This window comes from Halomonas mongoliensis, from assembly GCF_052496345.1.
Genome location: NZ_CP199288.1, coordinates 2,990,640 through 3,015,015, shown reverse-complemented (window position 1 = coordinate 3,015,015; position 24,376 = coordinate 2,990,640). Strand labels below are relative to the sequence as shown.

The window sequence follows — 24,376 nt, the reverse complement described above, 5'->3', positions numbered from 1 at the left end:
GTGCTAGAGAATGGGATCAGCCGTTGTCCGAGCTGCCGTTGGCCACGCTGCGGGCCAGCTCCAGGGCCGCATCCAGGCTGTCGGGGTCGTTGACCGCCAGCCCCTTGCTGCCCCGGGCGATGCGCTTGCCCAGGCCGGTGAGCACCTTGCCGGGACCGCACTCGATAAACACCTCGGCACCGCGGCCCGACATGGCCTCGACGCAGGAGGTCCAGCGCACCGGACGATAGAGCTGCTCGATCAGGCGAGTGCGCAGGGTCTCGACGTCGGCATGGGCCTCGGCGTCAACGTTCTGGATAACGGTGTAACGTGGCGCCCGCAGCTCCATCTCGGCCATGACGGCGGCCAGGCGCTCGGCGGCGGGCTCCATCAGGGCGCAGTGGGAGGGCACCGAGACCGGCAGCGGCATGGCCCGCTTGGCGCCGGCGGCCTGGCAGGCGGCGATGGCGCGCTCCACCGCCGCCTTGGCGCCGGCGATCACCACCTGGCCCGGCGCATTGTAGTTCACCGCGGCGACCACCTCACCCTGGGCCGCCTCGGCGCAGGCCTGCTCGACGGCGGCATCCTCGAGGCCGAGGATCGCCGCCATGGCGCCCTGACCCACCGGCACCGCCGCCTGCATGGCCTCGCCGCGCAGGCGTACCAGCTTGACGCCCTCGGCAAAGGAGATCACCCCGGCGCAGACCATGGCGCTGTACTCGCCCAGGCTGTGACCGGCCATGGCGCCCGGGCGCGGCCCCTCGAGCTCCTGCCAGACCCGCCAGATGGCAACGCTGGCGGTCAGCAGCGCGGGCTGGGTGCAGGCAGTGGCGTTAAGGGCCTCCTCGGGCCCCTCCTGCACCACCTGCCAGAGGTCGTAGCCCAGGGCGTCGGAGGCCTCCTCGAAGGAGGTGCGCACCACGCTGTAGCGTTCCGCCAGCTCACGCAGCATGCCGATCTGCTGGGAGCCCTGCCCGGGGAACACGAGGGCGAGGGATTGAGTCATCTTGGTCACCTTTGCTCTTGTTGGCTGTCATCGTCGCCGGGACGGCCCGGCGCGAGGATTCTTGAGTCGCTGACGTGCCGCTCCACCGCCTCGGAGCGCCCCTTCGCGCTCCGCCGCGGGACCAGGCCCGCCGCCAGACAGCGCGGCAGGTCGTGACGCACCTCCTGCACTGCCCGCTGTACCGCATAGTGGAAGCCGATGGCATCGGCACTGCCGTGGCTCTTGACCACGATGCCGGCCAGCCCCAGCAGGCTGGCGCCATTGTAGCGCACCGGGTCGAGCTCGCCGCGCAGGCGGCGCAGCGCCGGGCGCGCCAGCAGCCCCACCAGGCGACTACTCCAGTGCGCCTCGAAGGTCGCCTGGACCCGCGCCACCAGCATCCGCGCGACCCCTTCACTGGCCTTGAGCACGGCATTGCCGACGAAGCCATCGCACACCACGACATCCACGTCGCCGCTAAAGATGCCATCGCCTTCCACATAGCCGCGATAGTCGAGGCCGGCCAGCGCGCGCAGGCGTGCATCCGCCTCGCGGACGCTGGCGGTGCCCTTGGTCCCCTCCACGCCGACATTGAGCAGCGCCACCCGAGGCGCGGCCAGACCGTCGACGTGGCGCGCCATCAGCTCGCCCATCAGGGCGAAGTCCACCAGCCGCTCGGCGGAGGCCTCGACGTTGGCCCCCAGGTCGAGCAGGTAGCAGCGCCCCTGGTCGCGGGTCGGAATGGCGGTACTGATCGCCGGACGGGGAATATCGGCCACGGTCCCCAGGGCCCGACGCCCCAGGGCCATCAGCGCCCCGGTATTGCCGGCGCTGACGCCGGCCGCCGCCTCCCCCGCCGCCACTGCCTCCAGCATGGCAGCCATGCTGGAGTGACCGCCGTGACGCAGGGCATCGGAGGGGCGCTGGCCGGGCGCGATGATGCCGGCGGCATCCACGACCTCCAGACGTGAACCAGCCGCGGCGAGACGCCGCGGCAGGCAGGAGATCTCTTGCTCCAGCTGACGGCGGGGACCGTACAGCCGAAGCGCGAGACGAGAGTCCTGGAGGGCCGCACTGGCCGCTCCCCGTACGGTGGCGCGGGGACCGAGGTCACCGCCCATCGCGTCGATGGCGATCCGCACGAGAGCTCAGCGGCCAGGCGTTACCGAAGGGAGCGCCGTCGCCTCAGGCGTCGACGACCTTGCGGCCACGGTAGAAGCCGTCCGGAGAGACGTGGTGGCGCAGGTGAGTAGTGCCGGTTTCCTTGTCCTGGGACAGGGCCGGAGCGCTCAGGGCGTCGTGGCTGCGACGCATGCCGCGCTTGGAACGGGTCTTGCGGTTCTGTTGAACTGCCATGGGATGTCACTCCAGAGTGAATCGATGATGAATCAGGATTTTCCCTTGAGCTGCTTGAGCACCTCGAAGGGGTTAGCTGCGGGACCGCGGGATGCCGCGGCATCCTCCCCGCTGGTCAGCTGGTCGCGAGAGACCTCACAGTCGGCCTCATCGTGGTAAACCACCTGGGGGAGGCTGAGGATCAGTTCATCCTCGACCACCGTCAGCAGGTTCAGCTGTTCGTTTTCCACCAGCACCGGCTCATGGGTGCTCGGCAGCTCGGCTGCCAGAGCGTCGCTGGTGACCATACCCAGCAGGAACTCGCTCTCTACATGCTGCGCCAGCGGCGACAGACAGCGGCGACAGGGCAGCTGCAGCTCCGCCTCGAGGTGGCCGCGAATGACTCGCCGCCCCTGGGCGTCGATGGAGAAGTCGAGGGTGACCCGCACATCGCCGCTCTGGGCGCCGACCTCATCGGTCAGGCGCGAAAAATCGGCGAGGGCCATCAGGCCCTCGAGGCGTTCGGCGCGGGCCGCGAGCTTGTAGGGCTCGACCCTGCTGGGAAGTCGTGTGGTCAACATAGGCGCGCAATGATAGGCACTCCCCTCGCCCCTGTCAAAAGGCCTTTGCGCCCGGTGCCCTACCGCGCTGCCACGCTCTCGCCACGCCCGGCTCATGCTACCCTGCTGCCCTGTCACTCAAGCGGAGATTCCCATGACTCGCCTCGTCCTCGCCTCAGGCTCCCGCTGGCGCCGCCAGCTGCTCGACCGGCTGGAGATCCCATATGCCTGGCAGAGCCCCGATATCGACGAGACCCCGCACCCGGACGAGACGCCCACCGCTCTGGTGCACCGCCTGGCGCTGACCAAGGCGCAGACCCTGGCGGAGGCGTGGCCCGACCACCTGATCATCGGCTCGGACCAGGTGGCGCTCTTCGAGGGGGAGATTCTCGGCAAGCCCGCCGACGAGGCCGCCGCCCGCCGCCAGCTGGCGCGCTTCTCCGGACATCGGGTGCGCTTTCTCACCGGCCTGGCGCTGGTGGACACCCGGCGCGGCCAGCACCGAGTCACCCACGAGCGCTATGACGTGGTGTTCCGCGACCTGGATGAGGGGGAGATCGCCCGCTATGTGGAGAGAGAGAAGCCGCTGGAGTGTGCCGGCAGCTTCCGCATGGAGGGGCTGGGCATCGCGCTGTTCGAGAAACTCGAGGGCGACGACCCCAACACCCTGATCGGCCTGCCGCTGATCCGCCTCTGCGCCCTGCTGCGCGAGGCGGGCCTGGATCCGCTGAACCAGGAAGCCTGACTCCGCGGCTGTTCCGGCGCCCGACTCCGAACGCTTCAGTTCAGCTGGTAGCGAACCGGCGAATCGGCCCGGGGCAGCCCCATCCATTCCAGGGCCACGCGACCGAACTGGCGCGACAGCCGTTCGAAGGGGTCCAGGCGAGGCGTATAGTCGCGCACCTTCGGCTCCGGCAGCCGCTCCCGGGCCAGTTCGCCCAGGCTGCCGATGCCGTCGATCAGGCCGAGCTCGAGGGCCTGCTCACCGCTCCATACCAGGCCGCTGAAGACCCTCTCGTCGTCGACCAGGCGCTCGCCGCGCCCCTCGCGCACCGCGGCGATGAACTGGCCGTGAGTGGTCTCCAGCACCGTCTGCCAGAACTCGAGCTGCTCCGGCGCCACCGCCGAGAAGGGGTCGAGGAAGGCCTTGTTGTCGCCGGCCGCAAAGACGCGGCGCTCCACCCCTAGGCGCTCGATCGCCTCCTCGAAGCCGAAGCTGGCGAAGATGACCCCGATGGAGCCCACCAGGCTGGCCGGGGCGGCGATGATCTCGTCGGCAGCAGCGGCAATATAGTAGGCGCCGCTGGCCCCCACGTCCTCGATCACCGCGATGATCGGCTTGTCGCCCTCGGCGCGCAGCCGCATGATCTCATCGAAGATCCGCTGGGACTGCACCGGGCTCCCCCCGGGGCTGTCGATATGCAGCACCACCGCCCTGCTCTGCTCCGCCTCCCAGGCGCGATTGAGCCCGCTGATGACCCGCTCGGCGCTGGCCGGCGACTCCGAATCGATCACCCCGCGCACCTTGACCACGCCCAGGTGCGGCTCGGCGGCCGCGCTGCTGCCGGGCGGCCCCGCCAGCAGGCTGTAGAGGGTGGCCGACAGCGACGCCAGGATCAGGGCGGCAAACAGGAAACGGAAGAAGAGCTTCCAGCGCCGGGAGCGGCGCTGCTCGGCCAGCACCCCGCCGATCCAGCGATCCATCATCTCCATCTGCTGCAGGCGCTGGCGCTCACGCAGGGCCTCGGCGCTCTCTGCCTGCGCCGCGACCGGCTCCTCCGGGGTGCGGCGCGCCTCGCGCTCCGCCCGAGCCTGCTCGGGGGTGCGCTCCGGCCCCTGGGTCCAGGGGTCCCCGCCCTCGCCTGGGGCCTCGTCACGTTTCCGATCGTCGTCACTCATGCCTTATCTACCCTGCAGCCAGTTGAAGAGTTCGGGCACCGCCTCGGCGGTAAAGGCCGGCTGGCTGGCGGCCAGCCGCTCCGGGGCGTGTACCCCCCAGGTCACCGCCACCCGGTCCATGCCGATGGCCCGGGCCATCTCCAGGTCATACTCGGTATCTCCCACCATCACCGCCTCCTCCACCGCCACCTCGAGCTCCTCCAGCAGCTCCTCGAGCATCAGCGGATGGGGCTTGGAGCGGGTCTCGTCGGCGGTTCGGCTGGCGTGAAACCAACTCCCGCTGTCGCTGTCGCGGAAGACCCGGTCGAGGCCGCGGCGACTCTTGCCCGTGGCCACCGCCAGACGCTGACCGTCACGGCCGCGCAGGCCGGCCACGCCGGCCTCCACCCCCGCGAAGAAGCGCATGGGGGTGTCGTTACCCTCCACGAAATGCCAGGCGTAGCGGCTGCGCAGCAGCTCGGCACGGTCGGGGTCGATGCCCGGGCAGAGGGTGGCAATGGCCTCGGGCAGGCCCAGGCCGATGATATTGCGGACGGCGTCGGCGGAGAGCTCTCCCCAGCCGGCGTCCCGGGAGGCGGCCTGCATGCAGTCGACGATGCGAGCCGCCGAGTCCATCAGGGTGCCGTCCCAGTCGAAGATCACCAGTCGATAGCGCATTCTCTCTTCCTGATTGAACTCTCTTGCCGTTGGGACAAGGGGGTGTGGACTAAGGGTGTCACGTCTCGCGGCGGGCGCGGGCCAGTACCGCCTCGAGCTCCTCGGGCAGCGGCGCTCGGATCCGCACCGGGCGGCCGCTGGTGGGCTCGGGGAAGCTCAGCGACTCGGCGTGCAGGAAGAGCCGCGTGACGCCCAGCACCTGGCTCAGGCGCTCGCTGTCGCGCGTGGCATACTTGTCGTCGCCGAGCAGCGGGTGGCCGGCGTGGGCGGCGTGGACCCGAATCTGATGGGTGCGCCCGGTGACCGGTTCCGCCTCCATCAGGGTGGCCCGGGGAAAAGTCTCACGCACCGCGAAGCGGGTACGGGCCACCTTGCCCTGGGCATCGACCCGCACCCGGCGCTCGCCGTTGGCCAGGGTGTAGCGGTCCAGCCGGGCGGCGACGTAGTCTCGCCGGGCCGGCCAGCGCCCCGCCACCAGGGCCAGGTAGCGCTTGTCCATCTGCTGCTGCTTGAGGGCATCGTTGAGCGCCAGCAGGGCCGGGCGCGACTTGGCCAACAGCAGGCAGCCCGAGGTGTCGCGATCCAGCCGGTGCACCAGCTCCAGGAAGTCGAGCTCCTCGCGCACCTGGCGCAGCGCCTCGATCAGACCGATCTTGACCCCGCTGCCGCCGTGAACGGCGAGCCCAGCCGGCTTGTTGATCACCAGCCAGTCACGCCCCTCCACCAGCACGCTGCCGGCCAGCAGGTTACGCAGATTGTCGCTCACCTCCCGCACCGCCTCCCGGGGCGAGAGCTTGAGTGGAGGTATGCGCACCAGGTCCCCGGTCGCCAGGCGGGTGTCGGGCTTGACGCGCTTCTTGTTGACCCGCACCTCCCCCTTGCGCACGATCCGATAGATCAGCGCCCGGGGCGCCCCCTTGATGCGCGTCATCAGGAAGTTATCGACCCGCTGGCCATCCTGCCCTTCCGTGACCTCCACCCACTGCACATCGCGCCCTTCGGCCATGCCGAGACTCCACTGCTGGAAACTGCCAAAAGCCGCATTCTATCGCAGTGCGGCGCCCGGCGCGCCAATTGCTGGCCCTACCCTTTACTGTTATATTGCCAGCGCGCTCCCATGGCCCGACACCAGGCCCGCCAAGCGCCTGCCCGACAGACACGCAGGCCGGAGCCGAAAGATCAGGCCGCGACGACGCTTGAGCGTCCCGCCGCCCAGCGACAAACGAAATAGAGCGATACAGCGCCACGCCCGGATCCCCCCGTCGTTACCCCCCGTCATGGAACGTCGGCTGGACACGGGACACGTTAAACAGCGTGCCGGAGACCGGCGTCGGCGAATCGATGAATGCCAGGTGTTGGCGGTGACCGCAGGGCCGGATGGGTGACCCCCACCGAGACATGTCCTGCCTCCGCCCCGTACTCAACAGGCTCATGCCGTGATGCTGCCCCGCAGGGAGCCTCACGGTCGGACGCTACTGCGCATGGAAGACATGCGCTGAGCACAGGCACGCAGCACACAGAGGTTCGCCACGTCGAACTCGCCGGCGCCCCATAGTGCGAGTCAACATGAAACGGATGCTCATCAATGCGACCCAGCCCGAAGAGCTGCGCGTCGCCCTGGTCGATGGACAACGCCTCTACGACCTGGACATCGAATCCGGTGCCCGGGAGCAGAAAAAAGCCAATATCTACCGCGGCAAGATCACCCGCATCGAACCCTCCCTGGAAGCCGCCTTCGTCGACTTCGGCGCCGACCGCCACGGTTTCCTGCCGCTGAAGGAAATCTCCCGCGACTACTTCATCAAGGAACCCTCCTCCGGCCGCCCCAGCATCAAGGAGGTGCTGAAGGAAGGCCAGGAGCTGATCGTCCAGGTGGACAAGGAGGAGCGCGGCAACAAGGGCGCGGCACTGACCACCTTTATCAGCCTCGCCGGCCGCTTCCTGGTGCTGATGCCCAACAACCCCAAGGCCGGCGGCATCTCCCGTCGCATCGAGGGGGAGGAGCGCAGCCAGCTCAAGGAGGCCATGAACCACCTCACGGTGCCCGACCGCATGGGCCTGATCGTTCGCACCGCCGGCATCGGCCGCAGCGCCGAGGAGCTGCAGTGGGACCTCGACTACCTGGTGCAGGTGTGGGAATCGATCACCAGCGAAGCCGGCAAGCGTTCGGCCCCCTTCCTGATCTACCGCGAGTCCAACGTCATCATCCGCGCCATGCGCGACTACCTGCGCCAGGATATCGGCGAGGTGCTGATCGACAGCGAGGCGGTTCACCAGGAGGCCCTGGCCTTTATCCGCCAGGTGATGCCCTCCTACCAGCAGAAGATCAAGCTCTACGTTGACGAAGTGCCACTCTTCTCGCGCTTTCAGATCGAGTCCCAGATCGAGACCGCCTACGAGCGCGAGGTGAAGCTTCCCTCCGGCGGCTCCATCGTCATCGACCACACCGAGGCCCTGGTCTCCATCGATATCAACTCCGCCCGGGCCACCCGCGGCAGCGATATCGAGGAGACGGCGCTGCAGACCAACCTGGAGGCGGCCGACGAGATCGCCCGCCAGCTGCGCCTGCGCGACATCGGCGGCCTGGTGGTGATCGACTTCATCGACATGAGCCCGGCGCGCAACCAGCGCGAGGTCGAGAACCGCATGCGCGACGCCCTTAAGCTGGATCGCGCCAGGGTTCAGATCGGTCGCATCTCCCGCTTCGGCCTGATGGAGATGTCCCGGCAGCGCCTGCGTCCCTCCCTGGGCGAGACCAGCGGCGTGGTCTGCCCCCGCTGCGACGGTCAGGGCACCATTCGCGACGTGCGCTCCATCTCGCTGTCGATCATGCGCCTGATCGAAGAGGAGGCGATGAAGGAGCGCAGCGCCCAGATCCGCGCCATCCTGCCGGTGCCGGTCGCCACCTACCTGCTCAACGAGAAGCGCGCCGTGCTGGCCGAGATCGAGCGTCGCCAGGACGTCAGGGTCGTGCTGCTGCCGAGCCCCGACATGGACACCCCCCACTACGATGTCCAGCGCCTGCGCGACGACCACGTGGAGGAGGAAGGCACCCAGAAGTCCAGCTTCGAGCTCTCGACCGAGACCGAGGTAGGCCGCGAGCCTGAACCCAGCTTCGGCAAGCCGGTGGCCCGCGCCGAGGCCGCGGTGAAGACCGTCATCCACCACGAGCCGGCCCCCGCCTCCCTGCAGCAGGAGGAGGCGCCGGCCAAGCCCGCCGCGGCCGCCAAGGCACCCGCTCAGGCCAAGGCGCCCACGCCAGCCAGAGCCACCCCGCCGGTAGCCGCCGAGCCACAGGGGGGCGTACTGGGCCGACTGGTCAAAGGGATCGCCAAGCTGCTGGGCAGCGACGAGGAGAAGCCCGCCGAGCGCCGCGAGACGCCCGCCGGTACCGGCCAGCCCCAGCGCAAGCCGGCCCGGGATGGCGACCAGGGCGAGCGCGGCGGGCGTAGCGGCAACCAGCGCCAGCGCCGCCAGCGCAGTGACGACACGCGCCGCAGCGGCGCCCCGCAGGCCCGCCAGCAGGAGAGCGGCGGCCGCGGCGAACCGCGCCAGGAGAGCAGCGGCGGCAACGCAGATGGGCGCACCGGCAACCGCGGCAGCCGCGGACGCGGGCGCCAGGAGGCTGGCCGTCAGGACGCTGGCCGCCAGGAAGAGAGCCGTCAGCAGACCCGCGAGCCCCAGAAGGGGCGCGACGACAGCCGCCGCCAGCGCCCTGCCGAGAAGTCCTCTCCCTCCCAGGAGAAGGCAAGCCCGGCGGCCGAGGCCCGCAGCGAGGCCCCGGTGGATGATGGCAAGCCCAAGCGCAGCCGCAACAATCCGCGCAACCGCAGCCGCCAGCACGCCATCCACCCCAAGGCGGTAGAGGAGCAGCAGCGCCTGCAGGCGGAGGCGGCCAAGGCCGACGCCGCGGATAATGCCCAGCAGGCGGAGCCTAAGCCCGAGCCCCAGGCAGCAGCCCCCAAGGCCGAGCCCAAGCCTGAAACCAAGGCGGACGCCAAGCCCGAGGCCCAGGCAGACGCCCCCAAGGCCGAGCCCAAGCCTGAAACCAAGCCGGAAGCCAAGCCCGAGGCCCAGGCAGACGCCCCCAAGGCCGAGCCCAAAGCGGAAGCCAAGCCCGCAGCCCAGGCAGAAGCCCCCAAGGCCGAGCCCAAGGCGGAAGCGAAGCCCGAGCCCAAGGCAGAAGCCCCCAAGGCCGAGCCCAAGCCTGAAACCAAGCCGGAAGCCAAGCCCGCAGCCCAGGCAGAAGCCCCCAAGGCCGAGCCCAAGCCTGAAACCAAGGCGGACGCCAAGCCCGAGGCCCAGGCAGAAGCCCCCAAGGCCGAGCCGAAGCCGGCAGCCAAGCCCGAGCCCAAGGCAGAAGCCCCCAAGGCCGAGCCCAAGCCTGAAACCAAGCCGGAAGCCAAGCCCGAGGCCCAGGCAGACGCCCCCAAGGCCGAGCCCAAGCCTGAAACCAAGCCGGACGCCAAGCCCGAGGCCCAGGCAGAAGCCCCCAAGGCCGAGCCGAAGCCGACAGCCAAGCCCGAGCCCCAGGCAGAAGCCCCCAAGGCCGAGCCCAAGCCTGAAACCAAGGCGGACGCCAAGCCCGAGGCCCAGGCAGACGCCCCCAAGGCCGAGCCCAAGCCTGAAACCAAGGCGGACGCCAAGCCCGAGGCCCAGGCAGACGCCCCCAAGGCCGAGCCCAAGCCTGAAACCAAGCCGGACGCCAAGCCCGAGCCCAAGGCAGAAGCCCCCAAGGCCGCGCCGAAGCCGGACGCCAAGGCTGAGACGCCGGCCGAGAGCCGTGCCAGCCGTCGTCGCCGCCGCGCCCATAACGATCCGCGAGAGATCCGGCGGCGCGAGCAGGAGGCCAAGGCCCAGGAGGGCAAGAAGAGCTGAGGCTCCGCCCTCCCGCTGAAAACGACCGCGCCCGCAGCCATGGCTGCGGGCGCGGTCGTTTCGGGCTATCGCTCAGGGAGGTCTCGGCGGCTCAGGACCTCTCCCCGGCCAGCCGCGGCTCGCGCTCGAGTTCGACGCCGAAGCGCTCGGCTACGCGGCCGGCCACCCGTGCGGCGAAGGTCAGGAGCTCAGCGGCGCTGCCGCCACCGAAGTGGACCAGCACCAGCGCCTGGCGCTCGTGAACGCCGAAGCGCCCCTCCCGCCAACCCTTGAGCCCGCACTGGTCGATCAGCCAGCCGGCGGCGAGCTTGACCCGCCCGTCGGGCTGGGGAAAGTGCGGCATCTCGGGGTGCAGGGCCAGCAGGCGCTCGGCCTGAACCGCGGCCACCACGGGGTTCTTGAAGAAGCTGCCGGCGTTGCCCAGCACCGCCGGGTCGGGCAGCTTCTCGCGGCGAATGGCGCAGACCGCCTCGGCCACCCGGAGCGGCGTCGGCTGCTCCCCCGCCCGCTCGGCCAGGTCCCCGTAGCCCAGGCGCGGCCGAGGTGTGCGCGAGAGCCGCAGCACCAGGCGAGTGATCACCACCTGACCGTCCAGCGCCCCCTTGAAGATGCTGTCGCGGTAGGCGAAGGCACAGGCCTCCGCCGTCATCCAGCGCTCGCCACCATCGGCCAGAGAGACCACCTCCACCGCCTCCAGCACCTCGCAGAGCTCGACCCCATAGGCGCCGATATTCTGGATCGGCGCCGCGCCGCAGCTGCCGGGAATCAGCGCCAGGTTCTCGGTGCCCCAGAGGCCACGTCCGGCCAGGGCCATTACCAGGTCGTGCCAGACGACGCCGGCCTCGGCGTGGACCCGCACCGCCTCGCCCTCACCCTCCTCCAGCCACCAGCGAGCCATGGCCGGGCGAATCACCAGCCCAGGCAGGCGCTCGGGCAGGATCAGGTTGCTGCCGCCGCCGAGCAGGGTCAGCGGCCACCCCTGCCGACGCGCCTCGACCAGGGCGGCCTGCAGCGCGGCCAGGCTCTCGGGCGCGGCAAAATGCTCGGCAACGCAGGGCAGCCCCAGGGTATTGGCACTCGACAGGTCACGCGGGGGATAAGGCAGCGAACTCAAGGACGGCGCTCCAGCGTCGCCTCGATCTCGGCCAGCAGGCCGCGAGCCCCCTGCTCCACCAGGTCGAGCACCGCTTCGAAGCCCTCCTCGCCGCCGAAGTAGGGGTCAGGCACGGCGGCGTCGGGCCGGCCGGCGAATTCGAGGAAGAGCCCCAGGTGGGCGTCCAGCGCCTGGGGCGCCCGAGCGCGCATGGCCGCCAGGTTATCGTGGTCCATGGCCAGCAGGTAGTCGAAGGTGGCGAAGTCCTCATCGTGCAGCTGGCGGGCGCGCAGCGTCGAGAGATCGATGCCGCGGCGGGCGGCCGCCTCGCGGGTGCGAGGGTCCGGCGCCTTGCCGACGTGCCAGTCGCCGATGCCGCAGGAGTCCACCTCGACCCGGTGAGCCAGGCCCCGCTCCTCGAGCAGCCGACGGAAGATGCCCTCGGCGGTCGGCGAGCGGCAGATATTGCCCAGGCAGACAAAGAGCACGCGCATCACTCACCTCCCCGGCCGTCGGCGGCGTCCAGCAGGCCCCGCACTCGGGCGAGATCCTCGGCGGTATCGACCCCGGCGGGATGCGGCTCCCTGGCCAGGGCCACCTGAATCGCGTGGCCGTGATGGAGCGCGCGCAGCTGCTCCAGGTGCTCGAGCCGCTCCAGGGGCGACGGCACCCAGTCGCGATACTCGGCCAGGAATCCGGCGCGATAGGCGTAGAGACCGATATGGCGCAGCCAGGCGTCGGTCTCGAGCAGCTCGGGGCGGGCGGCGAAGGCGTCACGGTCCCAGGGGATGGGGGCCCGCGAGAAGTAGAGCGCCCGCCCGGAGAGGGCGCGCACCACCTTCACCACGTTGGGATTGAAGAGGCTCTCCACGTCGCTGATCGGCTCGGCGAGGGTGGCGATGGAGGCCTCCGGGTCGTCGAAGAGCCGGTCGGCCACCTGGTCGATCAGCGTCGCCGGGATCAGCGGCTCGTCGCCCTGGACGTTGACCAGCACGGCGTCAGCGGCCAGCCCCAGGCGCTCGGCCACCTCGGCCAGGCGGTCGGTGCCGGAGGGGTGGTCGGCGCGGGTCATCACCACCTCGGCCCCCTCGGCCACCATGGCCGCTTCGATGCGAGCATCGTCGGTAGCTACCACCACCCGGGCGGCGCGGCTCTCGCAGGCACGCTGCCAGACATGGGCCACCATGGGACGCCCGGCGATCTCGGCCAGGGGCTTGCCGGGCAGCCGCGAGGAGGCGAAGCGCGCCGGAATGACGACGATGAAGTCGCGCTCGGCCATCACGCCTCCCCCGTGCGTCCGGGTGAGGCGTGGAGCTTCTCCTCGGCGGAGAGCTGCCGCGCCTCCTCGGGGAGCATCACCGGGATGCCGTCGCGGATCGGGTAGGCCAGACCGTCGAAGAGGCAGATCAGCTCCTCGGCCTCGCGGTCGTACTTGAGCTTGCCCTTGCACAGCGGGCAGACCAGCATGGCCAGCAGTTCCTTGTCCATCGTGTTCACCTCACTCCTGATGGCGAACCGGCGGCGTGCCGGCTCGCGGATTCGTGTCGGTCGCTGCCGCCCCCAGGGCGGCCAGCCGCGCCTCGAGCCACACAGCGAAGGCCTTCTCGGGCTGCGCCTCCACCTCCAGCACCCAGCTGTCGGGAGGCGCCAGGCCCCGGCACTTCGCGGCATCCTTGGCGGTCATCACCAGGGGTCGGCCATCGGCGAAGGCGAGCTCCTCGGCGCGGTAGGCGTGGTGGTCGGCGAAGGGGTGGGGGATCACCTCGACGCCGAGGGTGGCCAGGGTCTCGAAGAAGCGCGCCGGCCGGCCGATGCCGGCCACGGCGTGGACCGGCCCCGCGAAGGGCGGCGGCGACAGGGCACGCCGCGCGCCGTCCCCCAGCCGCCGCCAGGCCACGGGGGCCAGGGTCATCCCGAAGGCGCCCGCCGGGGCCGCGAAGCGCGCCTCGCCGTTGACCACCACCCCATCGACGCTGGCCAGTCGCGACAGGGGCTCGCGCAGCGGCCCTGCCGGCAGACAGCGGCCGTTGCCGAAGCCCCGCGCCCCGTCCACCACCACCAGCTCCAGGTCGCGGGCCAGCGCCAGGTGCTGAAGGCCGTCGTCGCTGATCAGGATATCGCAGCCCGCCGCCAGCAGCGCTCGCGCCCCACGGGGACGGTCCGGGTCGACCACCACCGGCACCCCGGTCTGGTCGGCCAGCATGCGCGGCTCGTCGCCGCACTGCGCCGCCGGCGTCTGTTCATCGACGCGCAGCGGGTAGGCATCACTCTTCCCGCCATAGCCCCGGGAGAGGATGCCCGGACGATAGCCGCGCTCGGCCAGCCAGGCCGCCAGCCAGGCCACCAGGGGCGACTTGCCGGTGCCACCCAGGGTCAGGTTGCCCACCACGATCACCGGTACCGGGGCCTGCCACGCCGTACGACGCCCCTCGGCGTAGGCAGCGGCGCGACGCGCCACCGCGGCGCGGTAGAGCCGCTCCAGGGGCCGCAGCAGGGTCAGCCAGGAGGCTCCCGCATAGGCCGCCGCCAGCCAGCGCTCGCCCAGCCCGCTCATGCCGGGTCTGCGTCCTGGAACTGCAGGCGGTGCAGGGCGGCGTAGGCACCATCGCGGGCCAGCAGCTCGGCGTGGGAGCCCTGTTCGATGATCTCGCCCTGCTCCATCACCAGGATGCGGTCGGCACGCTCGATGGTGGAGAGGCGGTGGGCGATCACCAGGGTGGTACGCCCGCGGCAGACCTCTTCCAGCGCCGCCTGGATATGGCGCTCGGACTCCGTATCCAGGGCCGAGGTGGCCTCGTCGAGGATCAGCAGCGGCGCGTCCTTGAAGATCGCCCGGGCGATGGCCAGGCGCTGGCGCTGGCCGCCGGAGAGCATGACGCCGTTGTCCCCCACCACGGTGGCATAGCCGCCGGGAAGGCGTTCGATGAACTCGTGGGCATGAGCGGCCCGGGCGGCGGCCTCGATGGCCGCGGGGTCGGCGTCGGGCACGCCATAGGCGATGTTGTCGGCGATGCTGGCGTTGAACAGGGTCACCTGCTGGGAGACCAGGGCGATCTGGCGGCGCAGCGGCCCCAGGCGGTAGTCGTCAAGGGGCACGTCATCGACCAGCACCCGCCCTTCGATGGGCCGATAAAAGCGCGGCAAGAGCCCCACCAGGGTGGACTTGCCGCTGCCCGAGCGGCCGACGATGGCCACCATCTCACCCGGCGCCACCTCCAGGTCGATCCCCTTGAGCACCTCGGGCTGCCCCTCGGCGTAGCGAAAGCGCACCCCCTCGAAGCTGACCTTGCCAGCCAGGCGGCCGGGCTCGTGATGGCCCTCGTCGCGTTCGGCGGGCTCCTCCAGCAGGCCGAAGAGCTCCGCGGCGGCGGCCAGCCCCTTCTGGATCTCGCTGTTGATCTCGGTGAGCTGGCGCACCGGCTTGGCCATCAGCGAGGCCGCGGTGATAAAGGCCACGAACTCGCCGGCGGTCATGTTGTCCATCAGCGCCGGCGACATCGCCAGCCACACCAGCACCGCCAGGGCCAGGGCCACCAGCAGCTGGATCACCGGCGTGCTGATCGCCTTGGTCAGCGCCTCCTTCATGCTCTGCTGGCGGTTGTACTCGCTGGCCGCGGCGAAGCGGGACTTCTCGAAGCCCTCGGCGCCGTGGGTACGCACCACCCGGTAGCCGGAGAGCGCCTCGGAGGCCACGTGGGTGACGTCCCCCATGGAGGCCTGGATGCGGGCCGAGATGCGCCGGAAACGCTTGCTGGCGTAGCTGACCACCCCACCGATCAGCGGCGTGACGGTCAGGAAGAGCAGCGTCAGCATCCAGTTGGTCCACAGCAGGTAGCTGATCAGGCCGATCACGAAGAGCCCCTCGCGCAGCAGGATGGTCAGCGCCTTGGTGGCCGCCCCGGTGACCTGCTCCACGTGGTAGGTGACCCGGGAGATCAGGTGGCCGCTGGAGTGGCTGTCGAAGAAGCGCCCCGGCAGATGGAGCATATGGTTGAAGACGTTGCAGCGCAGGGCGTGGACCACGTTGCGCGCCACGTTGCTCATGAAGTAGGTGCCGAGGAAGGTGCCGAGGCCCCGGGCGGCGAACATGCCGACCACGAAGAGCGGCAGGAAGAGGCGAAAGGCGGCATCGGGGTCCTGGATGCCGTCGATCAGGCGCTTCATCATCTCGGCAAGCGCCGTGCTGGAGGCGGCATAGATGACGTAGCCCACGATGGCCAGGCCGAAGGAGCGCCAGTGGGGGCGCACATAGCTCAGCAGGCGCTTGTAGAGCGTCCAGCCGGAGTGTTGGGGGGTCCCGTCCTGATTCACGGCGTCTCCGCTTGTGGGGAAATGGTCTCGCCGGTGCGGCTTTCGGTGGTGGCGATGCGCACCCGCTGGATGCCCTGCAGGCCGGCCTGGTCGAGCACCCGTACCACGTCGGCGTGGCTGGCGCGGCCATCGGCCTCCACCACCAGCCCGTGCTCGCGAGCCTGCTCGGCCTCGGCGGCCAGGGCCGCAGGCAGCTCGGCCGGGGCGAGCTCGCGCTCGCCGAGCCGGTAGGCGCCGGCCGCGGTGACCACCAGGGTGACCGGCGAGACCTCGGCGGCGGCCCCGCTGGTCGTCTCGGGGAGTTCGAGCTCCAGGGCCTGGCGAGTCTCGAAGGTGGTCGAGACCATGAAGAAGATCAGCAGCAGGAACACCACGTCGATGAGCGGCGTGAGATTGACCTCCACCGGGTCGCGGCGGGTGCGCGCAAACCTCACGGGCGCCTCACCTCCGGCGCCAGGCGGCCATCGGCCTCCAGGCGCTCGTCGTCACCGCCGCCCTCGTGACGCTCGGCCAGGGTCAGGTCGCCGCCGAAGTGGGCCAGAAATTCCACCACCTGGCTCGACTGCTCCTCCATGCGCACGGTGATGTCCTCGACCCGGCGCAGGAAGTAGCGGTGGAACATCAGGGCGGGAATCGCCACGGTCAGGCCCGCCGCGGTGGTCACCAGGGCGCGGGAGATGCCGCCGGCGAGATCGGCGGTGCGACCGGCCCCGTCGCCGGCGACGATCACCGCAAACACCTCGATCATGCCCACCACGGTACCCAGCAGGCCGATCAGCGGGGCGATGGCGGCGATGGTACCGAGCGGGCTCAGGAAGCGTTCCATGTCGTGGACCACCGCGGTGCCGGCCTCCTGCAGCCGAGCCCGCACCTGATCGTGGCCGAGCCGGGCATTGCGCAGCCCGGCGGCCAGCACTCCGCCCAGGGGCGAGTGGCTCTCCAGCCAGTAGAGGTTGACCTGCCCCCTGGCCACCAGGGTGCACACCTCCTGGCCAAGGCCACGGGGGGCGATGCGTCCGGCGCGAAGCGTCCACAGCCGCTCGATGATGATGACCGTGGCCAGCAGCGAGCAGCCCAGCAGTGGCAGCATCAGCCAGCCCCCGGCGATCAGGGCCTCCATCATGTCCATGCGCACTCCCTCGAAGGTGCCCCGTGATCCAGCGTTGAGTCTCAGGGCGATTCTAACGCAAGGCAGTCGCCTCCGACACCGCCGCGCCGCCAGGGCAGCCGGCGCCGGTGCTCCACGGGGACCGCTCCCTCGTCCCCCAGCCGGAAGGCCAGCGCGCCGTCCAGGGCGGTGCTCCACTGGCAGCTGTCGGCGGCCCGAAAGCGGCGCACCACCTCAGCATGGGGATGCCCGAAGGCGTTGTGGCGCCCGGCACTGTAGACCACGTGGCGCGGGGTCAGCCACTGCACCAGCTGGGGGCCCGAGCTGGTGTGACTGCCGTGGTGGCCGGCCACCAGCAGGGTGACCGGCGCCTCGGCCTCGAGCAGAACCGAACGCTCCACCCGGCGACCCACGTCACCGGTGATCAGCAGCCGCTCACCGCCGGCGTTGACCTCCAGCACGCAGGAGCGGTCGTTGCTGGAGAGCGCCGCCGTATCGGCCGGCGGCCACAGGAAGCGGAAGCGCACACCGTCACGCTCCCAGGCCTGGCCCTGCAGGCAGTACTCGAAGGACACCCCGATCTCCTCGCCGGGAGGCGCAAGGAAGCGCCCCACGCGATGCGCCTCGGCCAGGAGCGGCACTCCGCCGGCGTGATCGATGTCGTCATGGCTGACGATCACCTCGTCGAAGCGCTGGCCCGGCGGCCAGAGGGTGCTCACCGGCGCAAAGCCCGAGATAAAGCGAGGCCCCGTATCATAGAGGGCCCGATAGCCGGCGGTGCGCAGCTCCACCAGCTGCCCCTGCCCCACGTCCAGCACGCGCACCTCCAGCTGCCCGTGGGGGATACCCGAGGGCGAAAGGCTCAGCGCTACCGCGATCAGCGCCAGGCTGCCCGCGGCGCGCAGTGACCCCGCCAGCCCCGGCAGCACCCAGAGCAGTGCCATCACCCCCAGGCAGAACGCCAGGGGCGTGACCAGATGTGGCTCGGGCAGCCACAGCGGCAGCAGCGCCACCGCCCGCTCCAGGCTCCAGGCCAGGGCCTCGGCGAGCCGGGCAAACAGCCACCAGCAGAGCGCTGAGAGCGGCGGCAGCGGGACCAGCAGCCAGCCCAGAAGCCCAAGAGGCACCAGCAGGCTACTCACCAGGGGAACCGCCACCAGGTTGACCAGGGGCGCGGCCGGGGCCAGCCGGGCGAAGGCCAGCAGCACCGCCGCGGCCATCAGCGGCGCCAGCAGCAGCTGGGTCCTGACCAGCGCCCAGGCCCAGCCGTGCAGGCCGCGTGGTCGCGGGCGCCCCTGCCAGGCCAGGATCAGCAGCGCCACCGCCAGGAAGGAGAGCCAGAGCCCTGGCCGCCAGGCGTGGCGCGGGTCGAGGAGCAGCACCACGGCCAGGGCCAGCCACCACCCCTGCCAGGGACCCGGCGCATGCCGGCCGCTGGCCACCCAGAGCCCCACCAGGGTCATCACCAGGGCACGCAGCGCCGGCGGTTCGAGACCGGAAAGGCCGGCATAGCCGGCGGCGGCAGCCCCGGCCAGCCACCAGGGCCATACCGCCAGCCGCCAACCGCTCGGGATGATCAGGCGCGCCGCCCCTCTCCCCAGCAGCAGGGTAAACCCCGCCACCAGCCCCACGTGGAGACCCGAGATCACCATCAGATGGGTGGTACCGCTGGCGTTGAGCAGGCCCCAGTCGTCGGCGGTCAGCCGCTCACCGGCGCCCAGGGTCAGCGCCGCCAACCAGCGCTCGGCCCGGGGCGGAAGCCCACGGGTCTCCAGATGAGAGAGCGCGTGCTCGCGCAGCCCGGGCCTCGCCTCGGCCAGGCGCCGGGGCGGCGGCTCCCGCCGCATATAGCCGGTGGCCTGGATGCCCTCCCGCCACAGCCAGGCCTCATAGTCGAAGGTGTGGGGGTTGGCGAAGCCCGCCGGCGGGCGCAGGCGCACGGTAAGCGCCCAGCGTTCGCCGGGGTGCATCGCCGGCGCCTCGAAGGCACTCAGCCGCACGCGCTGCAGGCGTTCGCAGCCAGGGCGCCCCGCGGCCAGCGGGTGGCAGTCGCTCACCTCCAGGGTGAGGCGGGTCAGGCGCTCCTCCCGAGAGACGCTGATCAGCTGCCCCTCGATGGCGAGATCCTCGCGCAGGAGGCCATCGGGAAGGATGGCACCGCGAGCCAGCAGCAGCCCCGCCGCCACCCAGGCCAGGGCCGCCAGGGGCAGCCACACCAGCGGACGCCGCCAGGCCAGCGCCAGCAGCAGCAAGGCGCCAAGCCCCTCGAGCAGCCCCGGGGGCGGGCGCGTTCCCAGCCACAGGCCACCCGCCACGGCCAGCGCCAGGAGGGTGGCCATGCCATAGCGCATGCCCCTGCTCCAGGTCCGTGCATCGCCGCCCGCTCGCCGCCGATGGAAGTGTCGCGACCATGGCGGAAGCGGGCCCATCCATGGATAATAGCCTGCGTCCCGATGCTGCGAGCCCGACGACATGCCGCGCCGCTTTCTCCAGCGCTACATGCCCCACCCCGAGACGCTCAGGCGCCAGCGCTCGCTGCGTTTCATGAGTCACCTCATCGGCAACCCCGCCCTGTGGGTGCTGAGTCGGCGCAGTGTGGCCAACGCCTTCTCCGTGGGGCTGTTCAGCGCCATGCTGCCGATCCCTTTCCAGATGGTGGTCGCGGCCCTCGGCGCCTGGGTGGCACGGGCCAACCTGCCCCTCTCCGTGGGCCTGGTCTGGATCACCAATCCGCTGACCATGCCGCTGATCTTCTACGGCAACTACCGCATCGGCGCCTGGCTGATGAACACCCCTGCCCGGGAGGTGCCCGAGCGGCTCTCCACCCGCTGGATCGCCGAGCAGATGGCCGACATCCTCCCCGCCCTGGCGGTGGGCTCGGTGGTCACCGCCATCGTGCTGGCACTGCTCGGCAACCTGGCCATCCGACTGATCTGGCGCTGGCAGGTCTCGCGCAGCTGGAAGGCGCGGCGACGCAGGCGGCGTCGGCGCCCACCGCCGGACGACGACCCACGGTGACTCCCCCAGCGCAAAGGGCCCTTGACGCAAACGGCCGGCTCCATGCGGGGCCGGCCGTTTGCTCATCGCACTGCGAGGGGGCGGCCTCGGTCAGGCGCCCTCCGCCGCCGGCAGCTGCTCGGTCAGCCGCCCCTCGTCCAGGCGCATGACGCGGTCCTGATGGGCCGCCAGGGCGGGGTCGTGGGTCACGATCACGAAGGCGCAGGCGGTGGTGCGGGCCAGCTCGTCCATCAGCGCCAGGATGCTGGCCGCGGTGTGCTGATCCAAGTTGCCGGTGGGCTCATCCATCAGCACCAGGCTCGGGTCGGTGACCAGGGCCCGAGCGATGGCCACCCGCTGACGCTCGCCGCCGGAGAGCTCACCGGGCTTATGATCGGCCCGTGCCGCCATGCCTACCTTCTCCAGCAGCCCCCGGGCGCGCACCTCGGCCTGCTTCTTGGACTGCCCGCGCACGATCAGCGGCAGCGCCGCATTCTCAAGAGCCGTGAACTCCGCCAGCAGGTGGTGGAACTGATAGACGAAGCCGATATGGCGGTTGCGGAAGCGCCCCAGCGCCGCGTCGCCCAGATCCAGCAGCGATTCGCCGGCGATGCGTACCTCGCCCCGGGTGGGCTGGTCCAGCCCGCCCAGCAGGTTGAGCAGGGTGGTCTTGCCGGAGCCTGAGCTGCCGACGATGGCCACCCGCTCGCCGGCGTGCACGGTCAGCGCCAGGCCGTCCAGCACGGTAACGTCCTGGGGGCCCTCATGGTAGATGCGGGTCAGGTCGAGGCACTCCAGCATCGGCGCCCCCGGCGCCGGGGAGGCGCCCTGCTCGGCTGTGGCTTGCATGGTCGTCTCACTCATAGCGCAGCACCTCCGCCGGCTGGACCTTGGCCGCCCGCCAGGCCGGATAGAGGGTGGAAAGGAAGGTCAGGCCCAGGGCCGCGGCGACGATGTCGCGCACGTCGGCCCAGTCGAGGCGCGAGGGCAGGTTGCTGATGAAGTAGACCCCGGCATCCAGGAACTGGATGCCGAACAGGCTCTCGACGCCGTCGATGATGTCGGAAATGGTCAGGGCCAGCAGCACCCCGAGCGCTACCCCGACCAGGATGCCGATCACCCCGATGGCCAGCCCCTGGACGATGAAGATGCCCATGATGGAGCGCGGCGTGGCGCCGATGGTACGCAGGATGGCGATATCGGCGTGCTTGTCGGTGACCACCATCACCAGGGTGGAGACGATGTTGAAGGCCGCCACGGCGATGATCACGGTGAGCAGCAGCGCGATCATGCGCTTCTCCATCTGGATCGCCTGGAAGAGGTTGCCGTGGGAGAAGGTCCAGTCGACGCCGCGGTAGCCGGGGCCGAGCTCGTTGATGATGGCCCGGGTCTCCGCGGAGGCCGCAAAGAGGTCATCGAGCTCCAGGCGCAGCCCCCCCACGGCGTCACCCAGCCGCGCCAGCGTCTGCATGTCCTCGATATTGGCGTAGGCCAGGGCGGCGTCCAGGTCGGCGCCGACGCTGAAGATGCCGCTCACCGTGAAGCGCTTGAGGCGGGGAAAGACCCCGGCCGGGGTGATCGAGGCCTCCGGGACCAGCAGGGTCACGCTGTCGCCCACCCCGACCCCGAGCCGCCGGGCCAGGATGGAGCCCAGCACGATGTTCCACTCCCCGGGCTGCAGATCATCCAGCCCGCCCCGCTGCATATGCCGGCCGATGATCGAGACGCGGTCCTCCCACTCGGGATGGATGCCGTTGACCATGGCGCCCTCGTTGCGGCCACCCACCGAGAACATGCCCTGCTGCTCGACGTAGGGGGCGGCACCGATCACCCGCTCGCGCTCCATCAGCCGCTCGGCCAGCGCTTCCCACTCCACCATGCCGGTGCGCGACTCGACCTTGGTGTGGGGCACCATGCCGAGAATGCGAGTGCGCAGCTCGTGGTCGAAGCCGTTCATCACCGAGAGCACCAGGATCAGCACCGCCACGCCCAGCATCAGGCCCAGCATGGAGGTCAACGAGATGAAGGAGATAAAGTGGTTGCGGCGCTTGGCGCGCACATAGCGCAACCCGATCAGGAATGGCAGACGGTCAAGCATGGAGGCGTTCCTTGTCAGCGGGCGCCCATGGTAAGGCTTTTTGCACGACGCTGCATCGGGGCGCGGCACGCTTGCCGCAGATTTGCACGCCCATCCGTCAGGGCAGGCGTATCGAGGTCACCGGCGAGGGCGCGGGCATGGCGATGCAGGCGCCCTGGGCATGGTCGATGCCCAGTTCGCGCACCCGCGCCAGCACCTCGGGGCTGTGGACGAACTCCGCCACCGTTTCCAGGCCCAGCTCCCGGGCAAAGCCCACGATGCCCCGGGCCAGCGCCAGGGCCTCGGGGTCGCCGTCCAGGTGGCGTACCAGGCTGCCGTCGATCTTGAGCAGGTCCACGTCCAGGCGCAGCAGGTGCTCGAAGTTGGCATAGCCGGTGCCGAAATCGTCGATGGCGATCCTCACTCCCATGGCCCTTGCCCGGGCGATGGTATCGCTGACCGCGGCATAGTTGGCGATCTTCTCAGACTCGAGGATCTCGAGGATCAGCCGCTGACCGAGGCCGCTCTCGGCGACCCGGGAGAGCAGCGGCTCGCTCACCTCGGGGTCCACCAGGTCCTCGGCGGAGAGGTTGAGGGAAAAGCTCTGGTCGCTCTCGGCCATGGCCGCCAGGCAGCGCTCCACCATGGCCAGGGTCAGCCGCCGATAGAGGCGGCTACCCCTGGCCACCGCCAGGAACTGGCCGGGGCTGACCGGCTCCCCCTGCTCGTCGATCAGGCGCATCAGGCACTCCTGCTTGGTGACCCGGCCGCTGGCCAGCTCCACGATAGGCTGGAAGTAGGCCACCACCCGCCCCTCGTCGAGGGCCGCGGTGAGTCGGTTGGCCCAGGCCAGGTTATGCTCGTAGCCTTCGCGCACTCCCATCCCCGGGTCATGCAGACAGAACCCCAGCTGGTGCTGACGCGCCTGGCGCAGCGCCATGCCGGCGGCGGCGATCAGTGCCTCTCGGCCCTCCTCCTCGAGCTGCCAGGTGGAGGCAAGCCCGAGGGTGACATGCAGCATCAGCTCCTGCCCCCGCCACTCGAGCCGTGTCGTGCCCACTTCCGCCTGCAGCGCCTGCAGGCGGCCCTGCAGCGCCTCGGCCGAGAGCCGGCCCGGTAGCCAGATGGCCTGCTCGTCGGCGGGCATGCGGTAGAGCCGGCTGCCTCGCCACTCCACGCCCTGAAGCAAGGCCCTGAGCCGGGCGGTGAGGTGGCGGATCACCTGGTCGCCACAGGCCTGCCCGAAGACGCCATTGAACTGCTTGAACCCCTCGACGTTGACCAGCAGCAGAGACCCCGCCCGCTGCCTCTCCAGATCGGCCAGCAGCCGGGCACGATTGGGCAGGCCGGTAAGCGGATCCGTGTAGAGGGTGCGCAGCTGACGCAGCATCCCGGCGACCAGCAGCAGGATCACCAGCGCCAGCAGCAGCACGCCGGCCCCCACCGCCGACATGATGCGCAGGTTGGCCTGCCGCATGGGAGCCAGCACCGCATCGGCCTCGGCCTGGGGCACGCCGATGCCAAACACCATGCCGGCCCGGGAGGTGGCATAGAGCAGGCTCCACGCCTCCCCCTGGAGGGGCAGGGAGCGGCGTACCAGCATGCCCGGCGCCTCCTCGGCCATCTCTCGGTTCAACTCCATCTCCACCACCGCCTCGATCAGCGGCTGGGCTCGCCGCTGGTCCTCGGCCCGAGCCAGGCTGGAGAGGTTGCGATTCTCGCGATCCACGAGGAAGGCGAAGGCGCTGGGCGTCACCTCCACGTCGCTGACCAGGCCGATGATATCGCCGGCCACCCAGTCGCTGGCGGCCATGCCGAGTACCCATCCGTCGGCGCTACGCACCGGCGCGCTGGCGCTGATCACCACGTCATCGATGCGCTCCTTGTAGTAGGCGGCGGTCCAGTGAAGGCTGTCCTCGGTGCTCCTCCAGGTCTCCAGCCGGCGGCGCAGCCAGTCGCTCTCCTCCCACCCCGCCTCCAGCCACGCTGTCCGCAGCCGCCCACCCTCGCGCCAGGCATAGAGGCCAAGAGGAGGCGCCGCCTGGGTCAGCCACAGGGTGACCCCGCGCGCCTCGGGGAAGTCGTGGAGCACCTGATGAAGCGCCTCTTCCGCAGCGTCCCGCTCTCCACCAAGCTCGACCAGCAGCCGACCGATACGCGCCAGGTCCTGAGTGTTCTGCTCCATGCGCCGATGGTGGGCGTCGATGCGCCCCAGGTTGGCCCGGAAGGTCTCGCGGATCTGCTGCTCGCGCAGTTCGGCCAGCGTTGATTCGGCGATGCGCAGGTTGAGCCCGGAGAGCAGCCACATGCCGCCAAGGAAGAGCGCCACCAGCAGGGCCAGCAGCAGCATGATGATATGGCGCCCGGCCAGCCCGAAGGCCGGCGGTTTCATCGGGAGGCCTCCAGGGTATCGCCACCGGCGGCACGGAAGGGCTGCGCCAGGGCCACGGCTAGGAAGGGTCGAGTCGGCGGGCGCATGGGGCTCCTTGAAATGACG

The 24,376-nt window shown here is 70.5% G+C and carries 22 protein-coding genes; 3 read left to right on the top strand and 19 right to left on the bottom strand.

Annotated elements, in window-relative coordinates:
* Positions 1 to 16: 16 nt before the first annotated feature.
* From fabD to ACRYRV_RS14210, 4 genes are read right to left on the bottom strand one after another with little or no spacing between them, the layout of a single operon-like run.
* On the bottom strand, positions 17 to 985 hold the full coding sequence (gene fabD / locus ACRYRV_RS14225) for an ACP S-malonyltransferase (protein ID WP_444984704.1): 969 nt from the start codon (positions 983 to 985) through the stop codon (positions 17 to 19).
* Positions 986 to 990: 5 nt separating this feature from the next.
* A complete protein-coding gene (gene plsX, locus ACRYRV_RS14220) occupies positions 991 to 2,106 on the bottom strand; it encodes a phosphate acyltransferase PlsX (RefSeq protein ID WP_253443547.1) in 1,116 nt (371 codons plus the stop codon).
* A gap of 43 nt (positions 2,107 to 2,149) precedes the next feature.
* Positions 2,150 to 2,320 (bottom strand): 50S ribosomal protein L32, encoded by a 171-nt coding sequence (gene rpmF / locus ACRYRV_RS14215; protein ID WP_023005526.1) that lies wholly within the window; start codon positions 2,318 to 2,320, stop codon positions 2,150 to 2,152.
* A 32-nt stretch (positions 2,321 to 2,352) separates the two neighbouring features.
* Complete coding sequence (locus ACRYRV_RS14210) at positions 2,353 to 2,880, bottom strand: YceD family protein (RefSeq protein WP_444984705.1); 528 nt, start codon at positions 2,878 to 2,880, stop codon at positions 2,353 to 2,355.
* Positions 2,881 to 3,013: 133 nt separating this feature from the next.
* Between ACRYRV_RS14210 and ACRYRV_RS14205 the strand changes: the two genes are divergently transcribed.
* The gene (locus tag ACRYRV_RS14205; protein WP_444984706.1) at positions 3,014 to 3,604 is read left to right on the top strand and encodes a Maf family protein; all 591 of its coding nucleotides are present in this window, start codon (positions 3,014 to 3,016) and stop codon (positions 3,602 to 3,604) included.
* A gap of 35 nt (positions 3,605 to 3,639) precedes the next feature.
* Here ACRYRV_RS14205 and sppA read toward each other — a convergent pair whose 3' ends face one another.
* From sppA to ACRYRV_RS14190, 3 genes are read right to left on the bottom strand one after another with little or no spacing between them, the layout of a single operon-like run.
* Positions 3,640 to 4,758, bottom strand: a complete 1,119-nt coding sequence (gene sppA, locus ACRYRV_RS14200; protein ID WP_444984707.1) for a signal peptide peptidase SppA — start codon at positions 4,756 to 4,758, stop codon at positions 3,640 to 3,642.
* 3 nt (positions 4,759 to 4,761) lie between these two features.
* The gene (locus ACRYRV_RS14195) at positions 4,762 to 5,415 is read right to left on the bottom strand and encodes an HAD-IA family hydrolase (protein ID WP_309635650.1); all 654 of its coding nucleotides are present in this window, start codon (positions 5,413 to 5,415) and stop codon (positions 4,762 to 4,764) included.
* Positions 5,416 to 5,473: 58 nt separating this feature from the next.
* Positions 5,474 to 6,421: an RluA family pseudouridine synthase gene (locus tag ACRYRV_RS14190; RefSeq protein WP_253443556.1), complete on the bottom strand. Its 948-nt coding sequence runs from the start codon at positions 6,419 to 6,421 to the stop codon at positions 5,474 to 5,476.
* Between the two features lie 560 nt (positions 6,422 to 6,981).
* Here ACRYRV_RS14190 and rne point away from each other — a divergent pair.
* Positions 6,982 to 10,293: a ribonuclease E gene (gene rne / locus ACRYRV_RS14185; RefSeq protein WP_444984708.1), complete on the top strand. Its 3,312-nt coding sequence runs from the start codon at positions 6,982 to 6,984 to the stop codon at positions 10,291 to 10,293.
* A 91-nt stretch (positions 10,294 to 10,384) separates the two neighbouring features.
* On the opposite strand, the gene murB is transcribed toward rne, so the two are convergent.
* The 9 genes from murB to ACRYRV_RS14140 are packed head-to-tail and all read right to left on the bottom strand — an operon-like array spanning position 10,385 to position 19,156.
* Positions 10,385 to 11,407, bottom strand: a complete 1,023-nt coding sequence (murB, locus tag ACRYRV_RS14180) for a UDP-N-acetylmuramate dehydrogenase (RefSeq protein ID WP_309635648.1) — start codon at positions 11,405 to 11,407, stop codon at positions 10,385 to 10,387.
* Complete coding sequence (locus ACRYRV_RS14175) at positions 11,404 to 11,880, bottom strand: low molecular weight protein-tyrosine-phosphatase (RefSeq protein ID WP_253443562.1); 477 nt, start codon at positions 11,878 to 11,880, stop codon at positions 11,404 to 11,406. The genes murB and ACRYRV_RS14175 overlap by 4 nt, the downstream gene beginning before the upstream one ends.
* On the bottom strand, positions 11,880 to 12,665 hold the full coding sequence (gene kdsB, locus ACRYRV_RS14170) for a 3-deoxy-manno-octulosonate cytidylyltransferase (protein WP_444984709.1): 786 nt from the start codon (positions 12,663 to 12,665) through the stop codon (positions 11,880 to 11,882). Before kdsB ends, ACRYRV_RS14175 begins: the two co-directional genes overlap by 1 nt.
* Positions 12,665 to 12,874 carry a Trm112 family protein gene (locus ACRYRV_RS14165; RefSeq protein WP_253443566.1) on the bottom strand — a complete coding sequence of 70 codons (210 nt, stop codon included), beginning with the start codon at positions 12,872 to 12,874 and terminating at the stop codon, positions 12,665 to 12,667. Before ACRYRV_RS14165 ends, kdsB begins: the two co-directional genes overlap by 1 nt.
* A gap of 10 nt (positions 12,875 to 12,884) precedes the next feature.
* Positions 12,885 to 13,940 (bottom strand): tetraacyldisaccharide 4'-kinase, encoded by a 1,056-nt coding sequence (lpxK, locus tag ACRYRV_RS14160; RefSeq protein WP_253443567.1) that lies wholly within the window; start codon positions 13,938 to 13,940, stop codon positions 12,885 to 12,887.
* Positions 13,937 to 15,697: a lipid A export permease/ATP-binding protein MsbA gene (gene msbA, locus ACRYRV_RS14155; protein ID WP_253443569.1), complete on the bottom strand. Its 1,761-nt coding sequence runs from the start codon at positions 15,695 to 15,697 to the stop codon at positions 13,937 to 13,939. The genes lpxK and msbA overlap by 4 nt, the downstream gene beginning before the upstream one ends.
* Positions 15,694 to 16,131: an ExbD/TolR family protein gene (locus tag ACRYRV_RS14150; RefSeq protein ID WP_253443571.1), complete on the bottom strand. Its 438-nt coding sequence runs from the start codon at positions 16,129 to 16,131 to the stop codon at positions 15,694 to 15,696. Before ACRYRV_RS14150 ends, msbA begins: the two co-directional genes overlap by 4 nt.
* Complete coding sequence (locus ACRYRV_RS14145) at positions 16,128 to 16,826, bottom strand: MotA/TolQ/ExbB proton channel family protein (protein WP_253443572.1); 699 nt, start codon at positions 16,824 to 16,826, stop codon at positions 16,128 to 16,130. The genes ACRYRV_RS14150 and ACRYRV_RS14145 overlap by 4 nt, the downstream gene beginning before the upstream one ends.
* 41 nt (positions 16,827 to 16,867) lie before the next feature.
* Complete coding sequence (locus ACRYRV_RS14140) at positions 16,868 to 19,156, bottom strand: DNA internalization-related competence protein ComEC/Rec2 (protein ID WP_444984710.1); 2,289 nt, start codon at positions 19,154 to 19,156, stop codon at positions 16,868 to 16,870.
* Between the two features lie 121 nt (positions 19,157 to 19,277).
* On the opposite strand from ACRYRV_RS14140, the gene ACRYRV_RS14135 reads away from it, so the two are divergent.
* Positions 19,278 to 19,823: a DUF2062 domain-containing protein gene (locus ACRYRV_RS14135; protein ID WP_299313483.1), complete on the top strand. Its 546-nt coding sequence runs from the start codon at positions 19,278 to 19,280 to the stop codon at positions 19,821 to 19,823.
* A gap of 90 nt (positions 19,824 to 19,913) precedes the next feature.
* On the opposite strand, the gene ACRYRV_RS14130 is transcribed toward ACRYRV_RS14135, so the two are convergent.
* The 3 genes from ACRYRV_RS14130 to ACRYRV_RS14120 all read right to left on the bottom strand — a co-directional run bounded on the left by ACRYRV_RS14130 (position 19,914) and on the right by ACRYRV_RS14120 (position 24,271).
* Positions 19,914 to 20,651 (bottom strand): ABC transporter ATP-binding protein, encoded by a 738-nt coding sequence (locus tag ACRYRV_RS14130; RefSeq protein WP_444984711.1) that lies wholly within the window; start codon positions 20,649 to 20,651, stop codon positions 19,914 to 19,916.
* 7 nt (positions 20,652 to 20,658) lie between these two features.
* Complete coding sequence (locus ACRYRV_RS14125) at positions 20,659 to 21,900, bottom strand: lipoprotein-releasing ABC transporter permease subunit (RefSeq protein ID WP_444984712.1); 1,242 nt, start codon at positions 21,898 to 21,900, stop codon at positions 20,659 to 20,661.
* Between the two features lie 97 nt (positions 21,901 to 21,997).
* Positions 21,998 to 24,271 (bottom strand): EAL domain-containing protein, encoded by a 2,274-nt coding sequence (locus tag ACRYRV_RS14120; RefSeq protein ID WP_444984713.1) that lies wholly within the window; start codon positions 24,269 to 24,271, stop codon positions 21,998 to 22,000.
* Positions 24,272 to 24,376: the final 105 nt, after the last annotated feature.